Source organism: Fluctibacter corallii, assembly GCF_025751585.1.
Taxonomy (GTDB): Bacteria; Pseudomonadota; Gammaproteobacteria; order Enterobacterales; family Alteromonadaceae; genus Fluctibacter_A; species Fluctibacter_A corallii.
This window is the reverse complement of the sequence record NZ_JAOWKX010000001.1, coordinates 210,970-235,027: the sequence shown is the minus strand read 5'-3', so window position 1 is coordinate 235,027 and position 24,058 is coordinate 210,970. Positions and strand designations below refer to the sequence as shown.

General features: G+C 42.4%; 23 protein-coding genes. 16 read left to right on the top strand and 7 right to left on the bottom strand.

The features are described from left to right. Nucleotides 1-84 precede the first annotated feature (84 nt). From OE749_RS01070 to pssE, 14 genes are all read left to right on the top strand, one after another. Nucleotides 85-1,518, top strand: a complete 1,434-nt coding sequence (locus OE749_RS01070; protein ID WP_263710484.1) for an oligosaccharide flippase family protein — start codon at nucleotides 85-87, stop codon at nucleotides 1,516-1,518. Beyond that, nucleotides 1,511-2,323, top strand: coding sequence for a sulfotransferase (locus OE749_RS01065; protein WP_263710483.1), 813 nt, complete (start codon nucleotides 1,511-1,513; stop codon nucleotides 2,321-2,323). The genes OE749_RS01070 and OE749_RS01065 overlap by 8 nt, the downstream gene beginning before the upstream one ends. Further along, nucleotides 2,320-3,411 carry an acyltransferase family protein gene (locus OE749_RS01060; protein ID WP_263710482.1) on the top strand — a complete coding sequence of 364 codons (1,092 nt, stop codon included), beginning with the start codon at nucleotides 2,320-2,322 and terminating at the stop codon, nucleotides 3,409-3,411. Before OE749_RS01065 ends, OE749_RS01060 begins: the two co-directional genes overlap by 4 nt. A gap of 130 nt (nucleotides 3,412-3,541) precedes the next feature. Continuing rightward, on the top strand, nucleotides 3,542-4,570 hold the full coding sequence (locus tag OE749_RS01055) for an NAD-dependent epimerase/dehydratase family protein (RefSeq protein WP_263710481.1): 1,029 nt from the start codon (nucleotides 3,542-3,544) through the stop codon (nucleotides 4,568-4,570). A gap of 5 nt (nucleotides 4,571-4,575) precedes the next feature. Continuing rightward, nucleotides 4,576-5,703, top strand: coding sequence for a DegT/DnrJ/EryC1/StrS family aminotransferase (locus OE749_RS01050; RefSeq protein ID WP_263710480.1), 1,128 nt, complete (start codon nucleotides 4,576-4,578; stop codon nucleotides 5,701-5,703). 33 nt (nucleotides 5,704-5,736) lie between these two features. Continuing rightward, nucleotides 5,737-6,609, top strand: coding sequence for a glucose-1-phosphate thymidylyltransferase RfbA (rfbA, locus tag OE749_RS01045; protein ID WP_263710479.1), 873 nt, complete (start codon nucleotides 5,737-5,739; stop codon nucleotides 6,607-6,609). Between the two features lie 4 nt (nucleotides 6,610-6,613). Continuing rightward, nucleotides 6,614-7,666, top strand: coding sequence for a TDP-N-acetylfucosamine:lipid II N-acetylfucosaminyltransferase (locus tag OE749_RS01040; RefSeq protein WP_263710478.1), 1,053 nt, complete (start codon nucleotides 6,614-6,616; stop codon nucleotides 7,664-7,666). Nucleotides 7,667-7,749: 83 nt separating this feature from the next. Beyond that, complete coding sequence (locus OE749_RS01035) at nucleotides 7,750-8,688, top strand: Wzz/FepE/Etk N-terminal domain-containing protein (RefSeq protein WP_263710477.1); 939 nt, start codon at nucleotides 7,750-7,752, stop codon at nucleotides 8,686-8,688. Between the two features lie 2 nt (nucleotides 8,689-8,690). After that, complete coding sequence (locus OE749_RS01030) at nucleotides 8,691-9,974, top strand: EpsG family protein (protein ID WP_263710476.1); 1,284 nt, start codon at nucleotides 8,691-8,693, stop codon at nucleotides 9,972-9,974. Next, the gene (locus tag OE749_RS01025; protein WP_263710474.1) at nucleotides 9,971-10,876 is read left to right on the top strand and encodes a glycosyltransferase family 2 protein; all 906 of its coding nucleotides are present in this window, start codon (nucleotides 9,971-9,973) and stop codon (nucleotides 10,874-10,876) included. The genes OE749_RS01030 and OE749_RS01025 overlap by 4 nt, the downstream gene beginning before the upstream one ends. Next, complete coding sequence (locus OE749_RS01020; protein WP_263710473.1) at nucleotides 10,873-11,691, top strand: hypothetical protein; 819 nt, start codon at nucleotides 10,873-10,875, stop codon at nucleotides 11,689-11,691. The genes OE749_RS01025 and OE749_RS01020 overlap by 4 nt, the downstream gene beginning before the upstream one ends. Next, on the top strand, nucleotides 11,675-12,706 hold the full coding sequence (locus tag OE749_RS01015; RefSeq protein ID WP_263710472.1) for a glycosyltransferase: 1,032 nt from the start codon (nucleotides 11,675-11,677) through the stop codon (nucleotides 12,704-12,706). Before OE749_RS01020 ends, OE749_RS01015 begins: the two co-directional genes overlap by 17 nt. A gap of 64 nt (nucleotides 12,707-12,770) precedes the next feature. Continuing rightward, nucleotides 12,771-13,262: a PssD/Cps14F family polysaccharide biosynthesis glycosyltransferase gene (gene pssD / locus OE749_RS01010; RefSeq protein ID WP_263710471.1), complete on the top strand. Its 492-nt coding sequence runs from the start codon at nucleotides 12,771-12,773 to the stop codon at nucleotides 13,260-13,262. Beyond that, nucleotides 13,262-13,735 (top strand): PssE/Cps14G family polysaccharide biosynthesis glycosyltransferase, encoded by a 474-nt coding sequence (gene pssE, locus OE749_RS01005; protein WP_263710470.1) that lies wholly within the window; start codon nucleotides 13,262-13,264, stop codon nucleotides 13,733-13,735. The genes pssD and pssE overlap by 1 nt, the downstream gene beginning before the upstream one ends. 72 nt (nucleotides 13,736-13,807) lie before the next feature. On the opposite strand, the gene wecA is transcribed toward pssE, so the two are convergent. Further along, on the bottom strand, nucleotides 13,808-14,860 hold the full coding sequence (gene wecA, locus OE749_RS01000; protein ID WP_263710469.1) for a UDP-N-acetylglucosamine--undecaprenyl-phosphate N-acetylglucosaminephosphotransferase: 1,053 nt from the start codon (nucleotides 14,858-14,860) through the stop codon (nucleotides 13,808-13,810). 214 nt (nucleotides 14,861-15,074) lie between these two features. Here wecA and OE749_RS00995 point away from each other — a divergent pair, with 214 nt between their 5' ends. Then, complete coding sequence (locus OE749_RS00995) at nucleotides 15,075-16,421, top strand: UDP-glucose dehydrogenase family protein (RefSeq protein WP_263710468.1); 1,347 nt, start codon at nucleotides 15,075-15,077, stop codon at nucleotides 16,419-16,421. A gap of 15 nt (nucleotides 16,422-16,436) precedes the next feature. Continuing rightward, nucleotides 16,437-17,330 (top strand): UTP--glucose-1-phosphate uridylyltransferase GalU, encoded by an 894-nt coding sequence (galU, locus tag OE749_RS00990; protein WP_263710467.1) that lies wholly within the window; start codon nucleotides 16,437-16,439, stop codon nucleotides 17,328-17,330. Between the two features lie 105 nt (nucleotides 17,331-17,435). Here galU and OE749_RS00985 read toward each other — a convergent pair whose 3' ends face one another. The 6 genes from OE749_RS00985 to queF all read right to left on the bottom strand — a co-directional run bounded on the left by OE749_RS00985 (nucleotide 17,436) and on the right by queF (nucleotide 24,017). Then, nucleotides 17,436-17,741, bottom strand: a complete 306-nt coding sequence (locus OE749_RS00985; RefSeq protein ID WP_263710466.1) for a ComEA family DNA-binding protein — start codon at nucleotides 17,739-17,741, stop codon at nucleotides 17,436-17,438. A gap of 405 nt (nucleotides 17,742-18,146) precedes the next feature. Continuing rightward, nucleotides 18,147-19,154 (bottom strand): isocitrate dehydrogenase, encoded by a 1,008-nt coding sequence (locus OE749_RS00980; protein ID WP_263710465.1) that lies wholly within the window; start codon nucleotides 19,152-19,154, stop codon nucleotides 18,147-18,149. A gap of 244 nt (nucleotides 19,155-19,398) precedes the next feature. Next, a complete protein-coding gene (locus tag OE749_RS00975; protein WP_263710464.1) occupies nucleotides 19,399-21,129 on the bottom strand; it encodes an HDOD domain-containing protein in 1,731 nt (576 codons plus the stop codon). 9 nt (nucleotides 21,130-21,138) lie between these two features. After that, a complete protein-coding gene (locus OE749_RS00970) occupies nucleotides 21,139-21,513 on the bottom strand; it encodes a DUF3192 domain-containing protein (RefSeq protein WP_263710969.1) in 375 nt (124 codons plus the stop codon). Nucleotides 21,514-21,642: 129 nt separating this feature from the next. Next, nucleotides 21,643-23,001, bottom strand: coding sequence for a nucleotide 5'-monophosphate nucleosidase PpnN (ppnN, locus tag OE749_RS00965; RefSeq protein ID WP_263710463.1), 1,359 nt, complete (start codon nucleotides 22,999-23,001; stop codon nucleotides 21,643-21,645). A gap of 164 nt (nucleotides 23,002-23,165) precedes the next feature. Continuing rightward, a complete protein-coding gene (queF, locus tag OE749_RS00960) occupies nucleotides 23,166-24,017 on the bottom strand; it encodes an NADPH-dependent 7-cyano-7-deazaguanine reductase QueF (RefSeq protein WP_263710462.1) in 852 nt (283 codons plus the stop codon). Between the last annotated feature and the right edge of the window lie 41 nt (nucleotides 24,018-24,058).

Genomic DNA, 24,058 nt, shown 5'->3' with positions numbered 1-24,058 from the left:
AGTTTATAGTGATTATATAAAGCGAGCCGTTTGGCTCGCTTTTTTTATAAATAGACCCCACGCTTTCACGTTAGGAGAACATTCATGCGGGCTGGATTAACCCGTGGTATTAGCTGGACAGCCTCAGTTTCTATAATTCGCGCCATTATACAACTAATTCAATTGATGCTGTTAACCCAGCTACTCGACAATACGATATTCGCTGCCTTTGTCGTGTTGCAGTCTTTTTTTATTATTGCTTCTGTCCCTACCGAGTTTGGGTTAGGCACGCTGATTGTGGTGCGTCAACGCCGCTCTGCCACATTGCTGCGTAATATAGTGGCGTTACAATTGATTGTGGCCACGCTGATTGGTCTGCTATTGCTACTTGTCGGTCAATCTGTGTTTGGGTATTTCTCGGCGCAGCTTTCGGGGGTGCATTTCGTGCTTTCTGTTATATTGTTACTGTTAATGACACTCGCCCACGTGCCCTTTTCACAGTTACAACGCGACCTTAAGTGGAAAGACATCGCGGTGTCTGAACTGCTTTGGAGCAGTATTACCTTTAGTGCAATTGGTGTAGCCTTGGCGTATTCGCCTTCCTTAACAGGTGTGCTGATTGGCATGGCAGTAGGGCATACTGCACGTTTATGGGTGCTGTATCGATATGTTTACCACTATCATGGCGCAATACTTTTTCCAAGCTGGCATATTACACCTCGCACTATTAAATACTTGGCCTATTTTGGAGCGTTTCGTACGGGTGCTATGTTTGTTAATCAGTTGGCCAGCCACCTTGATGTCTTTATTATTGGCCGTTTTTTAGGGGCAGAAGCGCTGGCGCTATATGGCGCGGCAAAAGCGCTAATGATGCGGGTATCGGTATTTGTATCTGGATTAACATCGCGTATTTGCTTGCCGTTATTGAGTAAACAAAAGCAACGCGAGCCACTACAGCGTTTGTACATCATCATGCTATGTAGCGTGGCTGCGCTGGTGTTACCCCTATTTGCTGTTATCGGCTCTAATGCCGAACTCGTGTGTGTGTTACTTTTTGGTGAGTCTTATCGTTCAGCCAGTATGTTGTTGCAAATACTCTGTGGTGTGTTTGCTCTGCGGATGCTGGTGAATGTAGGTGGGCAGGTGATCATGAGCCGAGCCGCCGTAAAAGCGTCTTTTTGGTGGAACCTGACGTTATTGCCCATTAGCGCTATCGTTTATATTGTTGCCGCGCAACATACACTTGTTGAACTGGTGTATAGTATGTTTGCTTTGCAAGGTACCATTTTATTTGCGCACACGTGGTTAATGCTAGGGGGGATAGCAAAACTTAACCCCTTCCGTGTTGTGTTTATTCAGTTCGCTTTGCTGGTTGTGTTTGCTGGACTATGCGCCAGCATATACACTGGGGTTGCGCTGCTTGCGTTGCCGCCAGAGCAACAATTGGTTGCCCATATTGCTATATGGGGGCTGGTATTTGGGGCCGTTGCCCTGTATGTTAAGCGCCATTTTAACAGAGTTCGTCGTTCACATGCTTAGATCGTTACTTCGCCCTTTAAAACATAAAGTGCGAGATGTGTATTATCAATGTCACCGCGTTAATGAAACGCCATTGTTTGTGTTAGGAAACCAAAAGTCAGGTACTTCTGCTATTTGTTGGCTACTGGCAAATGCAGCCAATAAATCGTTAACCCTTGATATCACCCGTAGCATCGCCAAACCAGATTGGCAGCTAGCGTTACGTAACAGAGAACTGCCATTTGATACATGGGTGAATACGTATCGGTACGAATTTAGTAAAGACATCATCAAAGAACCGTCCCTCTCCATGTTCAATGATGATCTGGTGGCGCGATTTCCCGATGCTAACTATCTCTATATTGTAAGGGATCCACGCGACAATATAAGAAGCATACTGAATCGTGTGAAGATAGCAGGAGACTCAAGAGATAAAAATATTGCCGATAATGCTGTGTTGAACGCGCCTGCATGGCAACGTATTTTAGACTCTGACTGGCTAACAGGGCAGCCTACGAAAACCATGATTGAATCACTTGCCCATAGATGGTGTTATTTAAATGAACAGTATTTAAAGCACCAAGGGCAGATGCACTTGGTGCGTTATGAGGATTTTCGCGAGAATAAGGCGCAAACAATTTACGCATTGCTTGACGAGTTGGGTATGCCTACAGTGAAAAATATCGATCAACAAGTCAACGTTCAAAAGCAGCCAAAAGGAGATAACTCTCTTACATGGAATGCATTTTTCAAAGAAGAGAATTTGGCGATGATCAACGAGATTACTGCTGAGCATTGCGCGAAGTTTGGATATCCACAGTCATGACAAAGATTAAGGGGTTAGATGGGCTGAGAGCCATTGCGGTTATTTCAGTCGTACTGACACATTTGCATATATTTAAAAACTTGCTAAATGATGGATGGATTTCATTTGGCATGTTTGAAATGGTTAAAGGCACAACAGGGGTACAGTTGTTTTTTGTACTCTCTGGATTCCTAATTACTATGCTACTGTGTAAAGAGTGGCAAATTAATCAGCGTATTTCTTATAAAGATTTCTTTGTGCGTAGAGCATTACGTATTTTTCCATTGTACTTTTTGTTGCTCGTGTTACTCACATTACTCTTCATCGCGGCAGGGAATCAGCAAGCTTTAGGTAGCATGACCTGGGCGTGGTTGTATGCGTATAATTTTGTTCCCCGAAATGAGTATGTCAACTTAGTGGGGCATACATGGTCTTTAGCGGTAGAAGAACATTTTTACCTTGTATGGCCTCTTTTCTTTTCGTTGTTATATGGTGTAAAGCGACGTTTCCTGCCTATTTTTGTAGTGGGTTTTATTGCGGCCTCTTATCTCAGTGCAAATTACCTCATGCATTATACGTCAGTAAATCAAGCCTATTTTGTTGACAGGTGGACATGGGTTGCAGGCAGTAATATTGCGTGGGGATGTTTGCTAGCATTGCTTATGTACTCAGATGCGCCTTCGCGGTTTAACCAGTTTATAGGCTCTTACACGGGCCTCGTGATAGGCATCTTACTTTTTGCCAATAGTATTGTGATACCAGAGAACTTATCCCTAGAGAGTAGTTATATTCGCGGAGCAGGCATTGCCATGCTTGTTGGCTGGATAGTGCTTAGTCAGTCAAGTATGTTGACTCGGTGCCTCGAATTCCAGCCTCTTGCTTATATCGGTAAGGTGTCTTATGGCGTATATATTTATCAGGGGTTGTTATTATCAACAACACCTGAACGAGGTGAAGGGCAGTTATGGCCTCCTCATCCCGTCGTTGGCATTTTGCTCTTAATGGTGATTGTGCCACTGTCTTACCATTTCTTTGAAAAGCCCATTATGCGCTGGAAAAAGAAATTTGAGGTTGAACGTGCTCGTATTACCGATGAAGTCAGGACGTAAGCGACAGTTTTAGTGCGCTTAGCGTTGATTTCGTGTATCATTTACACCCTTTTTTTAAATTGCACAGATAACTGTGCAATAGTCCATTTTTATTTGCGTTGAGTCTGATAACTCAAAGGAATATTACTGTATGAAAGTACTCGTTACTGGTGCCTCTGGATACATTGGCTCCGTTCTCGTGCCTTTATTGCTAGAGGCGTCTCACGAAGTGATTGCGATTGATCGTTTCTTTTTCGGTGATTGCCTTTTGGAGTCTTCACACCTAACCAAAATTCAAATGGATTCACGCTGTATTGATCCAGCATTGTTTAAAGAGGTTGATGCGGTCATTGATTTGGTAGCGATTTCTAATGATCCATCTGGCGATGCCTTTGCGCAAGCCACCACTGAAATCAACTTTGAAAGCCGAAAACGAACCGCTGAACTGGCCAAAAGCCATGGTGTTAAACGCTATATTTTACCTTCATCTTGCAGTATTTACGGTTTTCAGGACAGCATCGTTGATGAAACGGCCAGTGTCAATCCGCTAACTCGTTATGCAGTGGCAAACTACGAGGCCGAAAATGCCGTTTTGCCATTATCAGGTGATAACTTTGTTGTAACGGTCATTCGCCAATCTACGATTTACGGTTATAGCCCGAGAATGCGCTTTGACCTTGCCATCAATGGTATGACTTATGGTGCTTGGGATAATGGAAAATTACCACTCATGAGAGACGGTACCCAGTATCGTCCAATGTTGCATGTGAAAGATACGGCGCGTTTAATGATTGCGCTTCTTACTGCCGATGCGGACAAAGTGAATGGTGAAATCTTTAACGCAGGTAGCGATGCACAAAACTACCGTCTTGGCGAATTGGGCGAGATCGTAGCTGAGAAAGTCTCTTCGTTTTTGGGACAGCGCGTAGATATTGAATGGTATGGCGACCCAGATCATCGTAGTTACCGTGTGAATTTTGATAAGGTGGTAGAGCAGGTGGGCTGGCAACCATTAATGAAGGCCGAAGATGGTGTGACAGAGATTTGCGCAGCGTTGAGCCGTGGTGAGCTGCTTAAAACCAGCAAAACCATTACGCTAGAATGGTATAAGCGTTTAGAAAGTGAACCCCAGAAATTCTCATCTCTTCTACTTAATAACAAGATGTTGAACTTACATTAATTGGAATGACTGTTTTGCGCGTAGATGTAACAAAACCCTTTTTGCCACCGTTAGAAGAATACACAGAGCACCTAAAAGATATCTGGGATGCTCGATGGCTAACCAATAACGGGCCTAAACTGCAGGCACTGGAAGCCGCGCTTGAAAAGGCGTTTGGCGTAAACAACTTGGTACTTTGTAATAATGGCACTTCTGCTATTACGCTAGCGTTGATGAGCTTGAAGCAAGAAATGCGTGAAGCTGGCTGTGAAGATAGAAACGAAGTGATAACCACGCCGTTTACTTTCGCGGCGACGGCGAGCGCCATTATTGAGGCTGGGTTTACTCCCGTGTTTGCTGATGTCGAATCCACTAGCCTGACACTGTGCCCAAACAGTATTGAAAGCATGATCTCTGAGCGCACGGCGGTGATATTGCCTGTGCATGTTTACGGTATTTCAGTAAATCATGAAAAATATACAGATATTGCCAAACGCCATGGATTAACCTTAATTTACGATGCTGCGCATAGTGTGGCTTCGGTTGATAATGGCGAGAGTTTATTGGCTCAGGGAGACATGGCATGCTTTAGTTTACATGCAACGAAGCTCTTTCATACTGTTGAAGGCGGCGGTATCGTCGTAAAAACGGCAGAACAGAAAGCACAGCTGAAGCAACTGATGAACTTTGGCTTAGATGCCAGTGGGGATATCGCTGAGTCTGGAATGAACGCGAAAATGAGTGAGTTCCACGCCGCAATGGGGTTAACGTGTCTTCCGTACCTTGTAAATATTATTGAAGCCAGGCAACAGGTTTACGCTCAGTATGAACAGGGATTATCTGGCGTCGCAGACGTTAGTATGTTGTCGCAATTATTTCCTTCGTCGCATAACTATTCGTATTGTCCGATTAAATGTCACGGCGGCAATGACCACGTAGATGCCATCATGCGCGCATTGAACGAGAAGCACATCTTCCCACGGCGCTATTTTCGCCCCAGTTTGACGTTGTCAAAGGCATATCACCAAATTCGTGGCACTGCACCGCAGGCAGAAACATTGAGTCATCAAATGTTATGCTTGCCCATTTATCCAGACTTGGCGCTGGATGTAGTAGATTTGATTACCTCGACGATTCGAACAGTAGGTCGTTAAAGCAGTGAACGAACGTACAAATAAGGAGTGAAAATGAAAGGAATTATTCTCGCTGGTGGAAGTGGTACACGTCTACATCCACTGACCTTAGGCACGTCTAAACAGCTTATGCCTGTATATGACAAGCCGATGATTTATTATCCTATTTCTGTGCTGATGTTAGCCGGCATTAAAGACATTGCAATTATCACAACACCTGAAGATCAGTCAAACTTCGTTAAGTTGCTTGGTGATGGCAGTCAATTTGGTGTGTCTTTTACTTATTTAGTGCAATCAGAGCCAAATGGTATTGCTGAGGCATTTATTATCGCTGAGGCCTTTATTGGAAACGATGGTTGTTGCCTGGTGTTGGGAGACAATATTTTCTATGGTTCGGGTTTTTCACCTAAATTAAAACATGCCAGCGAGCAACGTGTGGGAGCGACGGTATTCGGATATCAAGTTCATGATCCTGAACGCTTTGGTGTGGTGGAAATCGACGAGCACTATAATGCCGTAAGTATCGAAGAGAAACCAGCAAAGCCCAAATCTAATTATGCCGTGACAGGCCTATATTTTTACGATAACCGTGTTGTTGATATTGCAAAATCGATTCAACCCTCTCAGCGTGGCGAATTAGAAATTAGTTGCATTAATGAGGTTTACCTTAAAGAGCGTCAACTTCACGTTGAAATTCTAGGACGTGGATTTGCGTGGCTTGACACCGGCACACATGACAGCCTTATGGATGCAGGGCAATTTGTACAAACCGTGGAGCAACGCCAAGGGTTTAAAATCGCGTGTTTAGAGGAGATTGCCTTTAACAATGGTTGGATATCCTTAGCTGGACTTAAAGAACAAGCTTCGTTGAATGCTAAAACCCAATATGGCCAGTATCTTGAAGCGTTAGCGAAGGCTGCATGTTAATCCGATGAAAATTGTTGTACATGTTTTTGGCCAAACGGCCCACCATAATGTACCTATGCAGGCATTTTTAAGCAGTGCGACAAAGAATGTTAATGCACAGCAACAATATTGGGCGTGGTATCACGCGGAGCAGGGCAAGCATGCTGCTTTTACGTATTATGATTCTGGCAAGCACTTGTTTAAAAAAATGAAAGCGATGCCAACAGATACTGTGTTTATTTTTCATGGTATGTTTGAAAGGCAAGTTTGGCCATATTTACTGTTTTCAAATCTGATTCATCGCTGTGCTTGGCAGATTTGGGGAGCAGATATGTATCAGCATCAAGAGCAGCGTTTACCTTTAAAGCGCAAGTTGATGAACGTGATACACATCTTATTGACTAAGAAAATGCGCAAAGTGAGTGCCCTTAACAAAGGGGATGCACAAATTGCAAAACAAACCTTTGGTATCGATCATCTCCAAGTATTACCCTACCCTTTGATTGGGGTGGAAGGGACAGACAATGGTGCCGTGCAGCAATCTGAGACTAAGCGGATACTGGTGGGAAATAGCGCGGCAGAAAGTAACCATCATATCGATGCATTTTCGTGGCTTTCTCAATTTAAAGAGCAGAATATTGAGATAGTCGTGCCGCTAAATTATGGCGGGCCTGAAGCTTATGTGAAAACAGTAGTAGAGCATGGCACTCAGGTTTTCGGAGACAAGTTTACGCCGATCACCTCAATGCTGTCGAAGAGTGAATATGATGACTTACTCACTAAAATCGACATTTGTGTCTTTGCTCACAAAAGGCAGCAGGGGCTATATGCCGTATATTCAATGTTCCTTAACGGTGGAAAAGTATTTGTCAGGAGTGACACCTCTACATTTTCATCCATGCGGGATATGGAATTTGAAATATCAGACAGTTTAGATATTGCTCATATGCAATTTGAAATGTTCTCCAAATATTCAGAACGAACGGTATCTCAAAATAGAAGGTTAATGCAAAACACCTACTCGGAAGAAGCGCTGCTTCCTAAATGGAAAGCGTTTATAGAAGCGCTCATTGCATAACAGTACCAATAATCTTAATTGTTAAATCTGAATTATTGTATCAAAGTAGCAGAAAAATTATTTGAATGCGTTAAGGCAAATAAATGGATAAGAATACAAACAAAGAGCTAAATGCGGTTGAAGAACTGGCTGAGCTTATAGGCGTAGTGTGGAAACAAAAATGGATCGTAATTATTGTAACCGTGATGTTTGCCGTTGGGTCTATTTTTTATGCTTTATCATTACCTAATAAGTTTACATCATCGGCACTTGTGCAAATTAATGAAGCTGAAAGTTCAAATATTCTTAATGCGTTGGGTGGTCAGCTAGGTGGTTTAGCAAGTTTGGCGGGTGTGGATATTAATTCAAAAAATAACTTCTCGAACATTGTGATGGAAACCATACAGTCTCGAACGTTCATTGCAAAGTTTGTGGAACAGGAAAACATTAAACAATACCTTTTTGCGGCTCAAACTTGGGATCCGGTCACCAATGCCATGACCTTTAATCCATCGGTGTATGACACGCAATCAGACACATGGGTGCGAGAGATAGACGAACGTAGCTTGAAAAAGCCTGAGCCCTCGCTCTTAGAGTCTTATGAACAATTTATGGAAATATTTTCAGTTGATCAAGACGCGATGACCGGATTAGTAACGATTAAAGTTGAGTTTATTAACCCGCATTTGGCTCAACAATGGACACAAGGTCTTATTGAGCTTTTAAACGCAGAATTGCGCGCTAAAGAAATCAGAGAAAAAACCGCTTATATAGAGTATCTAACGAAGAAAATTGAAAATATAAATAATGTAGAAATCAAGGCCATTTTTTTCGAGTTAATAGAAGAAGAGCTTAAACGTAAGCTTCTTGCCGAAGTGGAAGAAGAGTTTGCCCTAAAAGTAATTGACCCTGCCGTATCGCCTGAAATGAAATCGTCACCAAGAAGAGCATTAATTGTTGTGCTTGCTACCATGTTTGGCGGGCTGTTGTCTGTTATTGGCGTGCTTGCTTTACATTATTTTAGGGTGTTTAGACGTATTTAAGTATGTTCAAGGCTGCATCAAGACCCAGTGATATATTTCAGAAACAAGCCGCTTTAAGTGGCCTTGCGTTTTGTGCGCTGGTGGGAGGATGGTTTGTTCTGCCTTTTTTAGTTTGGATAGGGCTAATCGTACTTTATGCGTGTTTCATTGAAAGCGAAATAACATCTAAACGGCAATCTATCTTGTTGTGTGTGCTAATTAGTTTTAGCTTGGCAGTGATGATAGCAAGTCGGGATGTCGGTAATCTATGGGACAACGTTGACGATGGGCCTGCTTATCTTAGAGCCTATAGCCACTACATTGACTTAATTTCTATGATACCGGTATCCGTTCGATACGCCTATCATGCTGATATTTTCTTTAGCTTATACAGTTATGCTGTGGCGATGCTCACCGAGCATCATATGTATTTTTACTTCTTTTTTACGATCTTTTTATCTTACCTCTTTACTGTCTTTCTTATGAGGAAGCTATCGCCTCAGGCGGTGTTACTAGCATTTTTAGCTACCGTACTTTACTTTAAGTTTTTCCAATTTCAATGGCACCTTATTCGCTCTATGATGGCACTTCCTATTGTCATATATGGAATAGTTGTCGCCGCAGAGTCGCCTAAAAAGGGAAGACTGATTGCTTTGGCGGGAGGGCTGGTGCATTTTTCAACATTTGCTCTGGCGTTTCCGCTTGTGGTTATTGCGCCATACTTACACCGTAGATTTTCCGTGTTACAGCTGCTGATGTTTGTAGGGATATTATTGGCTGCGGTAGCGAGTTTGTTCTTATTAAGTCAGGTGTTGTCGAATTTTAGTCATTTTTACGTAATCGGAAAGATACTCAACCGCGTACAGTTTGAACCTGCATTCGATAAAACACCATTTTTGCTTCTGTTTGCCGTGGTAGTATTTCTTGCTTTTACACAATATGGCAAAATGAAAAGCGGGCTTTTTAATCAGCTTTTTAATTTAAGCTTTTATTACGTTATTCTCGGCGCTGTAGCAATTTTCCTCGCTGGCCAAGAACTTTATCGTTTTATTATGCCACTTTTCATTCTATATGGGCCGTTGCTACTGCAGTATTTAAGCCAGTTTCGAAACGTCTGTTTAGACAGAAGCGTGATGTTTCTTCTGTTAGTTTTTCATTACCTGATATTTGGTTACGTAATGTGGCTGAATGACGCAAACTTCTTTTTTTCTTTAGGCAGTAATACTGAACCGGCTCTCTATTCAGGCAGCCAATTTATTAATGCTTTTATCTCGTTATTTTCGGATGATATTCAGTACACGATATGATTAACTCACCTTTAGTGAGCATTGTAATGCCGCATTACAATCGCGCTCACGCTGTTCAAAGCTCTATTTTGTCTGTAGTAAAGCAAACCTATGAAAACTGGGAACTGATTATCGTTGATGATGGTTCCGAGGATGTCGCATTGCTCAAGTCTTTTATTGCATCGTTGGGCGATGAAAGAATTAGATTGATATGCCACTCAACTAACTTAAATGGTGCGCAGGCGCGCAATACGGGAATTAACAATGCGACAGGGCAGTACTTGGCATTTTTAGATTCAGACGACTTGTGGCAAGACGATAAACTTTACGTGCAGCTGCAACACATTACTCAAAATAACGATAAACATGTTTTGTATACGCAGCTCCGTTGTTACAACTCTGAAAAGCCGAGTGACATTACGGTAAAACCTGAAAATGCGATAGCTGAAGACGAGTCACTCGGTAATTATTTATTTGTTCACGCCGGTGTGATGCAGACATCAAGTTTGTTTATGCATACCTCGTTTGCAAAAGGGCTACTATTTAACCCCGAATTAAAACGCCATCAGGATTATGATTTTCTATTGAGAGCAGAGCAAGCTGGCGCAAAATTCACGTTTATTCATGAAACCCTTGTTGACTATATCTGGATTGCGTCAGAGCGAATTACATTCAAGTCAATATCTGTAGAGCGTTCTTTGTCATGGCTTGAAGAGTATAAAGGTTTTTTATCTCCAGAAGCTCGAGTTGGCTTTTTACTAAAGGAAGTCAGCAATACGGCACTTAGAACAAAAAAACTACACCCCCTCTTTGCTTACGCAAGAACTCATCATACTGTTTCAGAATGTATGCAAATTACAATGGGACTTGTAGGAGCAGGGTGGAGATTATTGTTGGGTAAAATAAAAAGGACGTTGGCATGAAGTACATTATTGGCAGTGGGTGGTGGTGCGCCGATAACCCATCATTAGACGACAATGAATTTAGAATTAAGTATGGTGATGATGAGATTCGTGGTAAAGACTTTCACCATGTATGGTATGACTCGGTTAACACGAATACGAACCCTTCAAAAATTGTTATCGTCGATAGCTGTTCGCCGACTAAGCCGCCACTTGATAGAAATGATCCTCGAATAGAGTTTATTTCGTTAAATGAAAACCCCGGCCATTCCACTAAGCATACTGGAAAATACAGTGGGTGGACGCGTTCTGTATTGCTGGGTTTGTCTTATGCCATAAACTGTGATTGCGACTATTTTGTTTATGTGGAGCAAGACGCGTTATTGAAGGGCAAGGGGATAATAGAGCGTGAAATTGCGAACATGAAACGTCCGTTTGTGTTTGGCAAACAGCGAGGATTGGCACAACCACTTCAGCAATCGTTTTTTATCATTGATATGAAATACGCTGAGTTATTTCTAAGCCGCTACATGGCGATTAAAGCAAGAGATAACAAAATTTCACCTGAGAGAAAGTTTGCGATAGCAACGAGTGCCATATTAGGTGCATTACCTGAATCATTGTTTTATCAGCCTCCTCTAAACAACGTTTTCCAAAAAGTGTTACATAGAGTGCAGTCAGCAATACTTAAGGTATTTGGGTGTTACGGGGTTACCGTATCTGGCTATGGTAGAGATCGGCCAATCAAGTTTGACGACGAGTATTTTTACTTTCAACATGGGAGCAAAGAGGAGCTTCAAACTTATCTTGAGACACAGCATGACGCAAAGCGCTAAGTCCAAAAAGGTTCTCATATTATCCAATATGGGGCCTTCTGACTTGCATCCAGAAGGTGGGCAGTTTGTTGTTAACCAAGTGGCGGCTGTGAAAAAGTACACAGATGATGTGGATGTTGACTTCTTCTATCTAACCCTCGATAAACGCAATATGCTTCATGCTGTCTTGCGCTATCCGTTATTCTTGTTACGGTTCATTTGGAAATACGTATTCAGTTTTCAGCGATTGGATGTGATTCACGTACACTTTTATTTTCCAACCATTTTACTCGCTGTTATTTATCGCTTATTCCGCAATTCAAAGGTGAAAATTCTCGTGACCTTTCACGGTAGTGACGTGTACGCTTACCAGCCTCCCTCTAAAATCTACCGTGCGATGCTCAAATATGTAGATGAAGGTATTTTCGTTTCAGAACAGCTTCGGATTAGGGCAAACCTACCTATTGGCCAACAAACCGTGCTGTCGGCGGGAATTAAAGATGATTTTCGTGTGTTAGGAAGAGTTGAAAAGCGCTTTGATTTTATATTTGTTGGCAGACTGATAGAGCTAAAAGGGGCGAAACGCCTCATTAAACTATTGGAAAATATGCCAGAAAATATGACGTGTGTTGTTGTGGGACGTGGTCCTTATGCAACGAGAATAGAAGAACTGAGTGAGAAACAATCTAACATTCACCATGTAGACTTCGCTTCACCGACTGAAATTGCACAGTTGATGAATGCTAGCCGCTTGCTGATTAACCTCTCTGCATTCGAATCTTTTGGACTTGTCATGACTGAGGCCAATGCGTGTGGCATACCCGTGCTGGCAACAGATACAGACGGCGCTCAAGCTCAAATACGTGACGGTCAAAATGGATTTATCGTGCCAAATGACGATGCTTGGATCCACAGTAATATCATTGATGCTATCATTCGATGCCAAGGTGTGACTCTAGACAGCGTTAATATTGCCCGTGCAAACACGCACCGATTAAGCAATATAGCGAAAAGCCTTATACAGCGTTATATATAGCTTTAATCGGATACGAATTTAGTCAACCACGCTAAGTTAACTCTATTTATAACAGACATTGATAATGAAAAACTCTAAAGAAAAAGCGGTATTACTTGTCTACGGTATGGGCGGGCATGAAGAACAGATGCGCCGACTGACTAAAAGTATGCCGGCTTTATCAAACAGTCAATATATTGCGTACACTGACGCTAAACGACACGATTTAAATGTGGCCGCAAAATATATCTTCTCTTCAGAAATGCGTGACAAACACGACAATCAATCAATTTGGATCTCCATCAAGCGTATAATTACCGCCTTTAGAGCTGCCAATGTTTTGTTTGGAGAAAACCAGATTACCTTGGTCCTCTCTACTGGTCCGGGGCACGCTGTTATCCCCGCTATTATTGCTCGATTAAAAGGGGTAAAGGTTATTCATTTAGAGACATGGAGTCGGTTTACAACGCGCTCGTTAACGGGAAGGTTAATGTACTACATAGCCAATGAATTTTGGGTTCAACATACACATTTACAGCCCTTATACCCTAAAGCAAAATATGTAGGGTTATTGTAATGATGATATTTGTGACAGTAGGTACCACTTGCTTTGATGAACTTATTGGCTATATGGATGTTCTAGCAAAACACTATGAACATCAAATTATTTTACAGACTGGTCCTAGCACATATATTCCCTCGAATGCTTCCTATTTTGATTTTACCAACGATATCGAAGCTATGTATGACAAAGCAGATATTATCGTGTCGCATGCTGGCGCAGGTTCAACTTACAAATTGCTTGAACTAGAAAAGCCGCTTATCTTGGTACCGAATCTTGAAAGGGTCGATAAGCATCAAAGTGATATCGCGACATTTATGGAAAACAATCGCCATGCGCTAGTGGCGTGGGAGTATGTTCAGATTCCTAAAATGATAGATAAAATCGTTCAAAATACAGTTGTACTAAAACCGTTTAAAAAGAAGGCTTTCTTTGCTCAAGAAAGATTGCGTAGTGAGATACTACGATCCGTTGGTGAAGAGTCGTGAATAGATTTTGAGACAACCTAAGGGATGAGTGTGTATGTGTCATCCCTTAGAGGTAGCTAAGTTTATAAGCGTTTACCTGCCAGTCAAACGTGCAGATTGTCTTTTTTCTTCGTTTGCAATAAGTAAGTTGTAGACTACAAAGACGGTAATGAACATTAAAATGCTCACTGAATCTGGAACCTTATTAATATCAATCATCACACCAATTGCACACAGTGCTGCACTAGCTAAAGCAATCATGCAGGACACTGACGTCTTCTTATAACCTCGGCGAAGAAGAATATGATGGAAATGATCCCTGCTTGCTTTTAACGGTGAATGCCCCTTTCTAATTCTTCGAATCATCACAGAAAACATGTCCAATAAAGGAATAGCAATCAGCCAAAGTGCAGTGGATGGACGCATAATAGATTGCCCTGACTGCGTTGAGTAAGTGATTAACCAAATTGCAGTGAGACCCATTAGCATGCTTCCGGCATCGCCCATGAAAATTTTGTAGCGGCCTTGTTTGAACGACCCAAAGTTAAAGAACAGAAACGCAATGATTGCACCAATTAATACTGAGGTGAGGCTATTACTAAATTGAAAGTCAGAAACGTAAGCGAGGATCCCCAGAGATAAAAATGTGTTAAGGCTAAGCATGCCTACTAAACCATCTACCCCATCGGTCATGTTAAATGCGTTGATACAAGTCACAACTGCTAATACGGTGAATAGAGGGCCAAATGCACCTAGCTCCACACTTTCCATGCCGAAAAGAGAGCCTAAATTACTGATGTATAAGTCGGCACCAAATACCATGAGGGAGCCAATTAAAAATTGAGCTATTAGTCGTAAGCGAGCATCAATATCATAAAAGTCATCGAGGGAACCAATCAGCACCATGAACGATGTCGATAATAAATACATTTTATATTGTGCTTCAAATGGTGTTATTAAAAAGCTGCATAGTGTAATTGCGACGTATATAGCCAAGCCACCCACTAATGGGATGTCACCTTCGTGCTGCTTGCGACTACAAGGTTTATCAACTAGACCAAAATTCGTTGCTAATGGACGGAGAACGAATACAGAGCAAAATACAGACAAAAATGAAATGAAAAATGAGAAAAAACTTGCTGTCAAAGGAAGATTCCTTGCTTTTTTTTGCAGACCTAAATTAAATACGTGATAATGTGCTACTGAGCGAAAAGTGGCGCTATTGTATGTTAGGCTACATAACGTTTCAAATACCATCGCAATGATTTTTGATAATAATTGTAATCGTTACATCTAGTTAACAATTGCACCCTGGATTAAGTGCAATAAATATAGTCTAAGTGACAGGATTTTAGTAATCATGAAAGTAACTGTTTTTGGGATTGGCTATGTCGGGCTGGTTCAAGCAGCTGTTTTAGCTGAGGTCGGCCACGATGTTGTGTGCGTGGATGTAGATCAAGCTAAAGTCGATAACCTGAAAAAAGGTATCATTCCAATTTATGAACCAGGTTTAACTCCGCTGGTTACCTCAAATTTCGAAGCGGGACGCGTTGATTTCACTACCGATGCAAAAATGGGTGTAGAACATGGCGATTTGATCTTTATCGCTGTTGGTACGCCACCAGATGAAGATGGTTCGGCTGACTTAAAGTACGTGTTAAAAGTGGCTGAGACTGTTGCATCTCATATGACATCGCACAAAATTATTATCAATAAATCGACGGTGCCTGTGGGAACGGCGGATAAAGTAAAGGCGAAAGTCCAATCTGTGCTTGAGGAAAAGAACAAAGCATTATCTTTTAACGTGGTATCTAACCCTGAATTTCTGAAAGAAGGTGCCGCCGTTAATGATTGCATGCGTCCAGATAGAATTATATTGGGAACAGATGATGCAAAAGCAGAGAAGAAGCTAAGAGAGCTTTATGCGCCTTTTAACCGTAATCATGACAAGGTCATTGTTATGGATATTCGAAGTGCAGAGCTAACCAAGTATGCTGCCAATTGTATGTTGGCTACTAAAATCAGCTTTATGAACGAAATGGCAAATCTTGCGGAACGATTTGGCGCAGACATTGAAAATGTCCGCAAAGGTATTGGTTCTGACCCTCGCATCGGGTATCAGTTCATCTATCCGGGCTGCGGTTATGGTGGCTCTTGCTTCCCTAAAGATGTTCAAGCGCTTATCCGCAGTGCCAAAACAGTTGGGTACACAGCTGAAATTCTAGAGTCTGTCGAAGCCGTTAATTATCGCCAAAAAGAAAAGCTGTTTGAGTATATTCATGCTCATTTCGACGGTCAGCTGGCTGGAAAAAAGGTTGCGCTGTGGGGATTGTCGTTCAAGCCTAACACTGACGATATGCGAGAGGCATCAAGCCGCGTACTGATGGAAAAACTATGGCAAGCAGGGGCGTCTGTACAGGCTTACGATCCTGAAGCGATGGAAGAAACACAGCGTATTTATGGTAGTAGAGATGACCTAAGTTTAATGGGGACTAAAGAAGCCGCGTTGGATGGCGCTGACTTCTTGGTTATTTGCACTGAATGGCAAGCGTTTAGAGCGCCTGACTTTGATCTAATTCGAAACAAGTTAAGCACGCCGCTTATATTTGATGGGCGTAATTTGTTTGACCCAGCGTTGATCGCTGAGTATGGCGTGCACTACTACGCTATAGGACGAGGATTGTCTGTTAAGCAGCAGACTAAATAAATGTAGGGAGTGATGATGAGTCAGGTCAAAAAAGCAGTCATACCGGTAGCTGGATTAGGAACACGCATGTTGCCTGCTACGAAAGCTATTCCCAAAGAAATGTTACCTGTTGTCGATAAACCTTTGATTCAACATGTGGTGGCAGAATGTGTTGCGGCTGGTATTAAAGAAATTGTGTTAGTAACACACGCCAGTAAAAATAGCATCGAAAATCATTTCGATACGAGCTTTGAATTGGAAGCTACTCTGGAAAAACGCGTAAAGCGTCAGTTATTGGACGATGTTCAAAATATATGTCCGAAAGACGTTACCATCATGCATGTGCGTCAAGGGGTGGCGAAAGGCTTGGGGCACGCGGTTTTGTGCGCGAGGCCGCTAGTAGGTGATGCGCCATTTGCGGTCGTGCTGCCTGATGTCATCATTGATGAAGCGGCAAGTAACTTAAAGAAAGATAATTTGGCTGAAATGGTGTCTCGTTATAACACCAGTCGTGTTAGTCAAATTATGGTAGAAAAAGTACCTCACGAAGAGGTGTGCAAATACGGTATTGTTGATCTTGAAGGCATCGAATTAGAAAGTGGCGAGTCTGGCAAAATTCATAAAATGGTAGAGAAACCGCCGATTGATGAAGCTCCCTCCGATCTTGCTGTTGTTGGACGTTATGTGTTGTCTGACAAAATCTGGGATTTGTTGGCCACAACCCCCCCTGGCGCAGGAGATGAGGTTCAGTTAACGGACGCAATCGATGCGCTCATGGATTCGGAGCAGGTAGATGCTTACTACATGACTGGTAAGAGCCACGATTGCGGAAGTAAGCTTGGCTATATGAAAGCCAACATTGAATATGCTTTGCGTCACCCAGAAATCAAAGATGAGCTAGCGGATTACTTGAAAACGTTAATCAATTGATAGTGGTACACATCACAATTTAGTATTTCAACTGAAAACAGAAACTGAAAATAGAAGCTGAAAACAGCAATAGAAAATGAAACGCTATTGCTGTTTTTGATTGAGTTAAACGCTCGCCATACTGGATAGCTTTGCTACCATTTTTACACCAATACCCTTTACCTTCACAAGTTCCTCTACCTTATCAAATTTACCGTTGGCTTCACGGTACTCGATAATTGCTTTCGCTTTACTTTTGCCAATGCCAGGTAAACGCGTAAGTTCATCAACAGAGGCTGAATTAATATTGATTGTGCTTGGTATCGCCTGCGCTGCGGCCACTTTCTCTTCCAATGTTTTAGGTTTGGCATAGGCAAAATTAGCTTGAGTAGCACATGAGAGAGCTAGAATGAATGGGATGAAAAACTTCATAATGTATTTCCTTATTTATTTCGAGGAGCAAAGTTGCGAAGGAGCACATTGGTGTGATGAGTTCGCAACGTTACAGGTTGTGTCTTCCTGACACAGAGGAAAGTGTATTGATCTTAAGGTGACAAGTGAAGGACAGTTCTCTGTTTTTGCGTGATTCTAGACTAAAGGCGAGTTGTAGAGGGGATATTGTTTAGTTTCATAAGGACCGCGCGGGAGTCCAAAGAGAGCGAACCCGCCCTTTAAGCAAGCGTTTCTGGTCGTATTTGGCAACCCGACAATATAATCTCGTTACTAAGGGGTAGCATCAAAGAACGTAGCATACCGTAAAGACAATAAAGTCGGGGAACGTTAAAAACAAAAAAGCCAGCGAAAACGCTGGCTCTTCTATATCTAAATAAGCAACGCTTATAGACGATCAAGCATCGCTTGAGTGAAATCAGTTGTACCGTGCTCACCACCTAAATCGCGAGTTGTACGATCACCTGATTCGATAACGTCTTTCAATGCGTTGCGGATTTTTTCCGCTTTGTCTGCCATGCCCAAATACTCAAGCATTTGTACAGAAGCTAAAATTACTGACGTTGGGTTTGCTAGGTTTTTACCTGCGATATCAGGCGCACTGCCGTGAACGGCTTCAAAGATTGCGCAATCTTGGCCAATATTAGCACCTGGTGCCATACCCAAGCCGCCTACTAGGCCAGCACATAGGTCAGAAATAATGTCGCCGAATAAGTTAGTAGTAACGATAACGTCAAACTGATGCGGATTCATCACTAACTGCATGCACGTGTTGTCAACAATCATTTCCGCAGATTCGATATCTGGGTAACGCTCGCCTACTTCACGGGCAACTTTAAGGAACAAGCCAGAGGTAGACTTAAGAATATTGGCTTTGTGTACTGCTGTAACTTTTTTTCTGCCTTCACGACGCGCTAGTTCATATGCGAATTCAACGATGCGCTCTGCACCTTTGCGCGTGATTTTACTCATCGCTTCTGCTTCATTTCCGTCTTCAGACACAACTTGTCCAAGACCTGAATACATACCTTCGGTGTTTTCGCGGATTGTAACAATGTCGATATCTTCATAACGTGCTTTTGTGCCTTTGAAAGAAATCACTGGGCGCACGTTAGAGTAAAGCTGGAACTTTTTACGTAGGCTTACGTTAATTGAAGTAAAGCCTTCGCCTACTGGTGTAGTTAGCGGGCCTTTAAGCGTAACTTTGTTTTTCTCGATAAGATCAAGGGTAGCTTGAGGAAGCAACTCACCATGATTTTCCAACGCAACCAAACCTGCATCCGCAAAATCATAAGCGAAGTCACAGCCAACTTTTTCTAGGATTTTTAATGCAGAATCAATAATGTCGGGGCCGATACCGTCACCGCGGATCACAGTGATGCGTTGTTGAGTCATAAATCATTCCTTAAATGAATTAATAAAGTCGTAAATGAACTAGCAAAGTGTAGTTGAACGACTGGGAAATTTCAGGGCGCGTTTTATATCATTAATCGCGTTAATTTTCCAGATTTTACGCTTTAATATCGAGATAATTAACCCAATTGTAAACATGATGTCGTGAGTTTGGTTCGAATCGTTTTATTCTGAAATGCCTGCATAACATAATTTGATGTTGTCACTCATTGCGATGATTACTGGTTCACGTGTTTAGCGGAGAGAATACCGGATAGAGTGCTATAGCTTTTTCACAGAGCGTGGGTAAATCACGAGGATGCAGATCTAAAAACGCCAATCCAGCGGATAAGTATGCTTGTGTTTTTTGACAGTGGCTGTGCTCTGCAAAGTATATCTGTCTGCTCAATATTAAGCTCAAGCCAAGGGTGACACTAAGTTTTGCTGCTACTTTATGTGCAGGGAGTTTGTTTGGCATGATGTCATGGTTACGCAAAGCTAAAATATGCATGGGTGGGAGGTCCCAAGACTCACTCATTTTGACACTGTGATTGTGAATATTGTCTCCAGTTTCGCCTATGCTCAACGCTTTAGTACTATAGAGAGAGTGGTCCTGACGTAGCCATCGTAATGTGCCTTTGAGTATTGGAACAGAAAATAGCCCGCTGGTTGCAAAGCAGGCTAACGTGCTTGCTTCTTCTTTAAGCATTGGCTCTTTAAGCTCCATCAACAGTTCTGCAATCTGGGCACGTAGGCGCGTGAACTGAATAAACGTTTCCTGTAACGGGAAATAACGTTGATTGAGTCTCAATAGCAAGGCTTGCTGCAATAATAGACTATTGGTTTTGATATAGCCGTGCATCATCAAGCCGTGTTTTACATCACTGACAGGCAATTTGTTCCTACTGGCCTGCGAGGCTGATAATGTTAAATGTTGTACAAGTGATTGCTCTTTACTAATCAGTTCCGCGAGCTTGTCCATGTCGACATCTTTTTGCCTGATGCTTGCCTGAATGTCTTTGATAACGGTGGGAGGGGCATCCATTTTGAAAGTTGAATGTGATATCGGAATAGGAAGCTCGTTGGTCAGTCGGGCTTTGTCTTGCTGCCAATGCTGTAATTCAGCGTTCCAGAAACGATTGAATAACGCGAAGCTATTACACTGGCGAATAGTTGATTGTCGTGCAATCGCATCTTTATGCAGGTACTTATAATAAGATGTGCTTCCATCATTGAAGCAGGCCACACAGCCCTCGTGGGTGATATTAACCACGGTTCCCTTTTCCATGATATGGGTTTGAATAAGTGTGCCAGGGGGGGTTGTTGTTGGGTAGAGTAGAAGCGTTTCAACGTATTGATGCCAATGGTCAGGAATCATTAACAGCACGCGTGATAATAAACGAGCAAAGGACAAAGGAGCGTTGCTTTTACTCTGTGTTTGCTGGGTAGCAAGAATAAACGCTATTGCCAATATATGAGAATATTGCCCTCGTAATGCGGTTAACTCCTCTTTATTATTGGCTGTAAACAAAGTGATTTTGGCAAGCTTGATACAGTGTGCCCAAACATCTAGACTGGATGACTGTAAAGCCTGTGCAATCGCCTCTAGTTTTGCCTTTCCTCGCTCACTCAATGCTGGGCGTTGGGCGTACTCTGTGGCATTGATATTGGTTGCTAATAAACTTATTGACGCACAAATTAACTGCTGAAGACACGAATCATTAATGTGATTACGCATACCCATTACCGCAGTGTAGATAACGGTGTTGGAAATTAGATTTAACGAGTAGGGAAGATGGGGTTTGTTAAACTGTGTTTGCGCAAACCATACGTCTGGGTTCTCTTTAATTTGTTTAATAACGTGGTCTGAGAAGGTAAGTGTTTCTTTGATAGAGCTCGAAGACACCACGGGCTGTTTATAGGAAGTTAACAGCCCGATCAGTGTCTGGTAATAATCCTTTAGTTGGGTTGAATGCAAGGTGATTGCTTAACCATCAGTGTAATTTTCATAAGCACCATTACCCCAAGCAACAAGCGTATCATTTTCGAAAAGCAGTGGCGTGCATTCATTGCGAGTGGTAATGCCATCAGATTTTTTGTGCTGCGTTCTGTAAAACATAACTTGGAGCTGGTCGCTGCCGACTTTCTTAGCTTCGCTAATATCAGGTGAGCCTAACAATGCGAGAATTTCTTTTCGGCTGGCACCAAGCTCAAGTTTGGCAATCTGTACTTTGTTAAATTGCTCTCTGTCCTTCCAGTCCATGTCTTCCGGCTTATCCGGATAAAATGAGACAACAGCGGCAGCAAACAGACCGTAAAGTATCACACCAAATGCTATACGCCTCGCAACTTTTCCTTTCATCATAGTTCTTTCACACGTTTCATTCTTATTATTTTACGCGCATGGCAACGGTTAGTCATAACGCCCAGCGCGAAATTCTGCAACTTTACCGATTTAAGGTCAACATGCTTGGCGTAATATCGTTAGAATTTACTCAGTGACAACGCGATAACACGGTTTGTATTCGCTTCCAGGAAGCTTCATACGCTGCTGAGTGACAAATGAACGTAATAAATCATCCATCATAGCCATCAATGTTGAGTCACCATTAATTTCAAATGGCCCTTTCTCCCTGATTTGCTTAATGCCATCGGCTTTTACGTTGCCTGCAACAATACCCGAAAATGCTTTCCGTAAATTGGATGCAAGTTCTGACTTTTCCTGCTCCATGTGCAGGTCTAGTGCAGCCATATTCTCATGAGTAGGAATAAAGGGCACTTGAAATTGTGTATCAATTTTTAACGACCAATTAAAGTGATAGGAATCACCGGTTGATCGACGATAATCGTTTACCAGCTGCTGATTTTGTTTTACTTTCAAAGCCACCTGTTTAGGATCATCGACGATAATCTCGTATAGCTGTTGTGCTTCTGGGCCTAGTGTTGCGCCAATAAATTTATCAAGTGCTTGGAAATAGGCTTCACAGTGTTTCGGGCCGGTCAGGATTATCGGAAGCACGTGTCCTGAGTTTTGATCATGAAGCATAATGCCAAGAATATACAATAGCTCTTCGGCAGTGCCGACGCCGCCCGGAAAAATGACAATGGTGTGCGCAATTCTGACGAATGCTTCAAGCCGTTTTTCAATATCAGGCATGATTACCAATTCATTCACAATTGCGTTGGGAGGCTCAGCGGCGATAATGCTTGGCTCTGAGATACCTAAATACCGTCCTCGTTTGTAACGTTGCTTCGCGTGTCCAATAGTGGCCCCCTTCATTGGGCCTTTCATCGCTCCTGGACCACATCCTGTACAAATATTTACTTCGCGTAGACCCATCTGATAGCCGACTTCTTTGGTGTAGCGATACTCACTTTCGCCTATTGAGTGGCCGCCCCAACACACGGCAATATTCGGATCTCCGCCTACATGAATCGTGTTGGCATGGCGCAACATATCGAACACCATATCGGTGACTACGCGAGTTTCAAGGGTGTCAGCATCGGGTAAATGATACTTCGCACCCATATGCAGAATATCTCTTAGCACGGCAAACAAGTGTTCGTGCACTCCTCGAATCAATTTGCCGTCGACAAACGCTACGGGAGGAGGATTAATAAGCTCTATTTTTACGCCGCGCTCGCGCCTGACTAAATTGACGTTAAAGTTTTCATAAGGCGCAAACATAGCTTCGTAGTTGTCTTGCTCAACACCGCTGTTTAACACCGCTAAGCAGCAGTTTCTGAATAAAGCGTAAAGCTGACTATTTGTTGACTGTCTGAGGTGATCGACTTCAGATTGTGAAAGCTGGCTCATTGCGCCAACGGGATTGAGTTGAATCGATTTCATACCTGTCCTGTATCCTTTGAGCCGTTGCGTTATTACTAATAATGCAACCCCTATGCAAATTCGGCAAGTAGGAACAGAGCGTTTTGAATGAAATGTTTTCTTAACATCCAATACGCTCTAAGTGTTTTTAGCAAAACGCTTTTTCACTAAAGCGCGATGTTTTCTTATTGCCTGGCTTGTCTAGCATGCGTGAGTGAATAGTCAACATTGCTACGTATTGGGTTAATATCGAGCCCGCCTCGGCGAGTGTACCGAGCGTAAATGGTAAGAGACTCAGGTTGACATTTAGCCATTATATCTACAAAAATTCGTTCAACACATTGCTCATGAAACTCATTATGCATGCGAAATGAAATTAAATAGTGTAGCAATCCAGCTCTGTCTATTTTTTTACCTGTATAAGCGATTTGCACGCTGGCCCAATCTGGTTGATTGGTAATAAGGCAATTGGACTTAAGCAAATCACTCGTGAGGGTTTCAGTGACTATTTCTGCGTTTTGTTCAAGTGCCAAGTAATCTACGTTGAGGTCATAATCTGTGACGTCAATATCAATATCATCAATATTTTCACCATGTAAATTCGCCATGTCTTGTTGCCCGAACTCGCGGGGCAAGAATACGTCTACGCTAACATGCTTACCTGCGGTTGCCGACAGATCTGCTTCAAGGGTGGCTTTAAGCACATCGACGCTGGCTATTTTTTGCTGATTAAAACTGTTCAGATACAATTTGAAGGATTTTGATTCAATCAGATTCGGTGAGTCATAAGGCACAGAACATCGCATAATCGCCACCTGTGGCTTGCCTTTTTCGTTTAACCATGACAATTCGTATCCATTCCAAATATCCTCTCCATGAAAGGGTAACGCTGATGCAGTGACGCCGATTTGGTCACGACTCAGAGTTCTTGGAACACCTTGCAATAGCTCGGGCGCATATGTACTTGTGTATTCAACCGTTTTGCCCAAGCTTAAATGATCGAGTTGATGGGGCGAATGCGGTGTTTTGTCTGTCATGGTGTTTGAGCCTCAAATGAACATAATTAAGCATGTCTAAT

What these genes read in the sequence shown, in the direction of transcription:
- OE749_RS01070 (WP_263710484.1), top strand. Translation starts at nt 85, where the DNA reads ATGCGGGCTGGATTAACCCGTGGTATTAGCTGGACAGCCTCAGTTTCT.
- OE749_RS01065 (WP_263710483.1), top strand. Translation starts at nt 1,511, where the DNA reads ATGCTTAGATCGTTACTTCGCCCTTTAAAACATAAAGTGCGAGATGTG.
- OE749_RS01060 (WP_263710482.1), top strand. Translation starts at nt 2,320, where the DNA reads ATGACAAAGATTAAGGGGTTAGATGGGCTGAGAGCCATTGCGGTTATT.
- OE749_RS01055 (WP_263710481.1), top strand. Translation starts at nt 3,542, where the DNA reads ATGAAAGTACTCGTTACTGGTGCCTCTGGATACATTGGCTCCGTTCTC.
- OE749_RS01050 (WP_263710480.1), top strand. Translation starts at nt 4,576, where the DNA reads ATGACTGTTTTGCGCGTAGATGTAACAAAACCCTTTTTGCCACCGTTA.
- rfbA (WP_263710479.1), top strand. Translation starts at nt 5,737, where the DNA reads ATGAAAGGAATTATTCTCGCTGGTGGAAGTGGTACACGTCTACATCCA.
- OE749_RS01040 (WP_263710478.1), top strand. Translation starts at nt 6,614, where the DNA reads ATGAAAATTGTTGTACATGTTTTTGGCCAAACGGCCCACCATAATGTA.
- OE749_RS01035 (WP_263710477.1), top strand. Translation starts at nt 7,750, where the DNA reads ATGGATAAGAATACAAACAAAGAGCTAAATGCGGTTGAAGAACTGGCT.
- OE749_RS01030 (WP_263710476.1), top strand. Translation starts at nt 8,691, where the DNA reads ATGTTCAAGGCTGCATCAAGACCCAGTGATATATTTCAGAAACAAGCC.
- OE749_RS01025 (WP_263710474.1), top strand. Translation starts at nt 9,971, where the DNA reads ATGATTAACTCACCTTTAGTGAGCATTGTAATGCCGCATTACAATCGC.
- OE749_RS01020 (WP_263710473.1), top strand. Translation starts at nt 10,873, where the DNA reads ATGAAGTACATTATTGGCAGTGGGTGGTGGTGCGCCGATAACCCATCA.
- OE749_RS01015 (WP_263710472.1), top strand. Translation starts at nt 11,675, where the DNA reads ATGACGCAAAGCGCTAAGTCCAAAAAGGTTCTCATATTATCCAATATG.
- pssD (WP_263710471.1), top strand. Translation starts at nt 12,771, where the DNA reads ATGAAAAACTCTAAAGAAAAAGCGGTATTACTTGTCTACGGTATGGGC.
- pssE (WP_263710470.1), top strand. Translation starts at nt 13,262, where the DNA reads ATGATGATATTTGTGACAGTAGGTACCACTTGCTTTGATGAACTTATT.
- OE749_RS00995 (WP_263710468.1), top strand. Translation starts at nt 15,075, where the DNA reads ATGAAAGTAACTGTTTTTGGGATTGGCTATGTCGGGCTGGTTCAAGCA.
- galU (WP_263710467.1), top strand. Translation starts at nt 16,437, where the DNA reads ATGAGTCAGGTCAAAAAAGCAGTCATACCGGTAGCTGGATTAGGAACA.
- OE749_RS00985 (WP_263710466.1), bottom strand. Translation starts at nt 17,741, where the DNA reads ATGAAGTTTTTCATCCCATTCATTCTAGCTCTCTCATGTGCTACTCAA.
- OE749_RS00980 (WP_263710465.1), bottom strand. Translation starts at nt 19,154, where the DNA reads ATGACTCAACAACGCATCACTGTGATCCGCGGTGACGGTATCGGCCCC.
- OE749_RS00970 (WP_263710969.1), bottom strand. Translation starts at nt 21,513, where the DNA reads ATGAAAGGAAAAGTTGCGAGGCGTATAGCATTTGGTGTGATACTTTAC.
- ppnN (WP_263710463.1), bottom strand. Translation starts at nt 23,001, where the DNA reads ATGAAATCGATTCAACTCAATCCCGTTGGCGCAATGAGCCAGCTTTCA.
- queF (WP_263710462.1), bottom strand. Translation starts at nt 24,017, where the DNA reads ATGACAGACAAAACACCGCATTCGCCCCATCAACTCGATCATTTAAGC.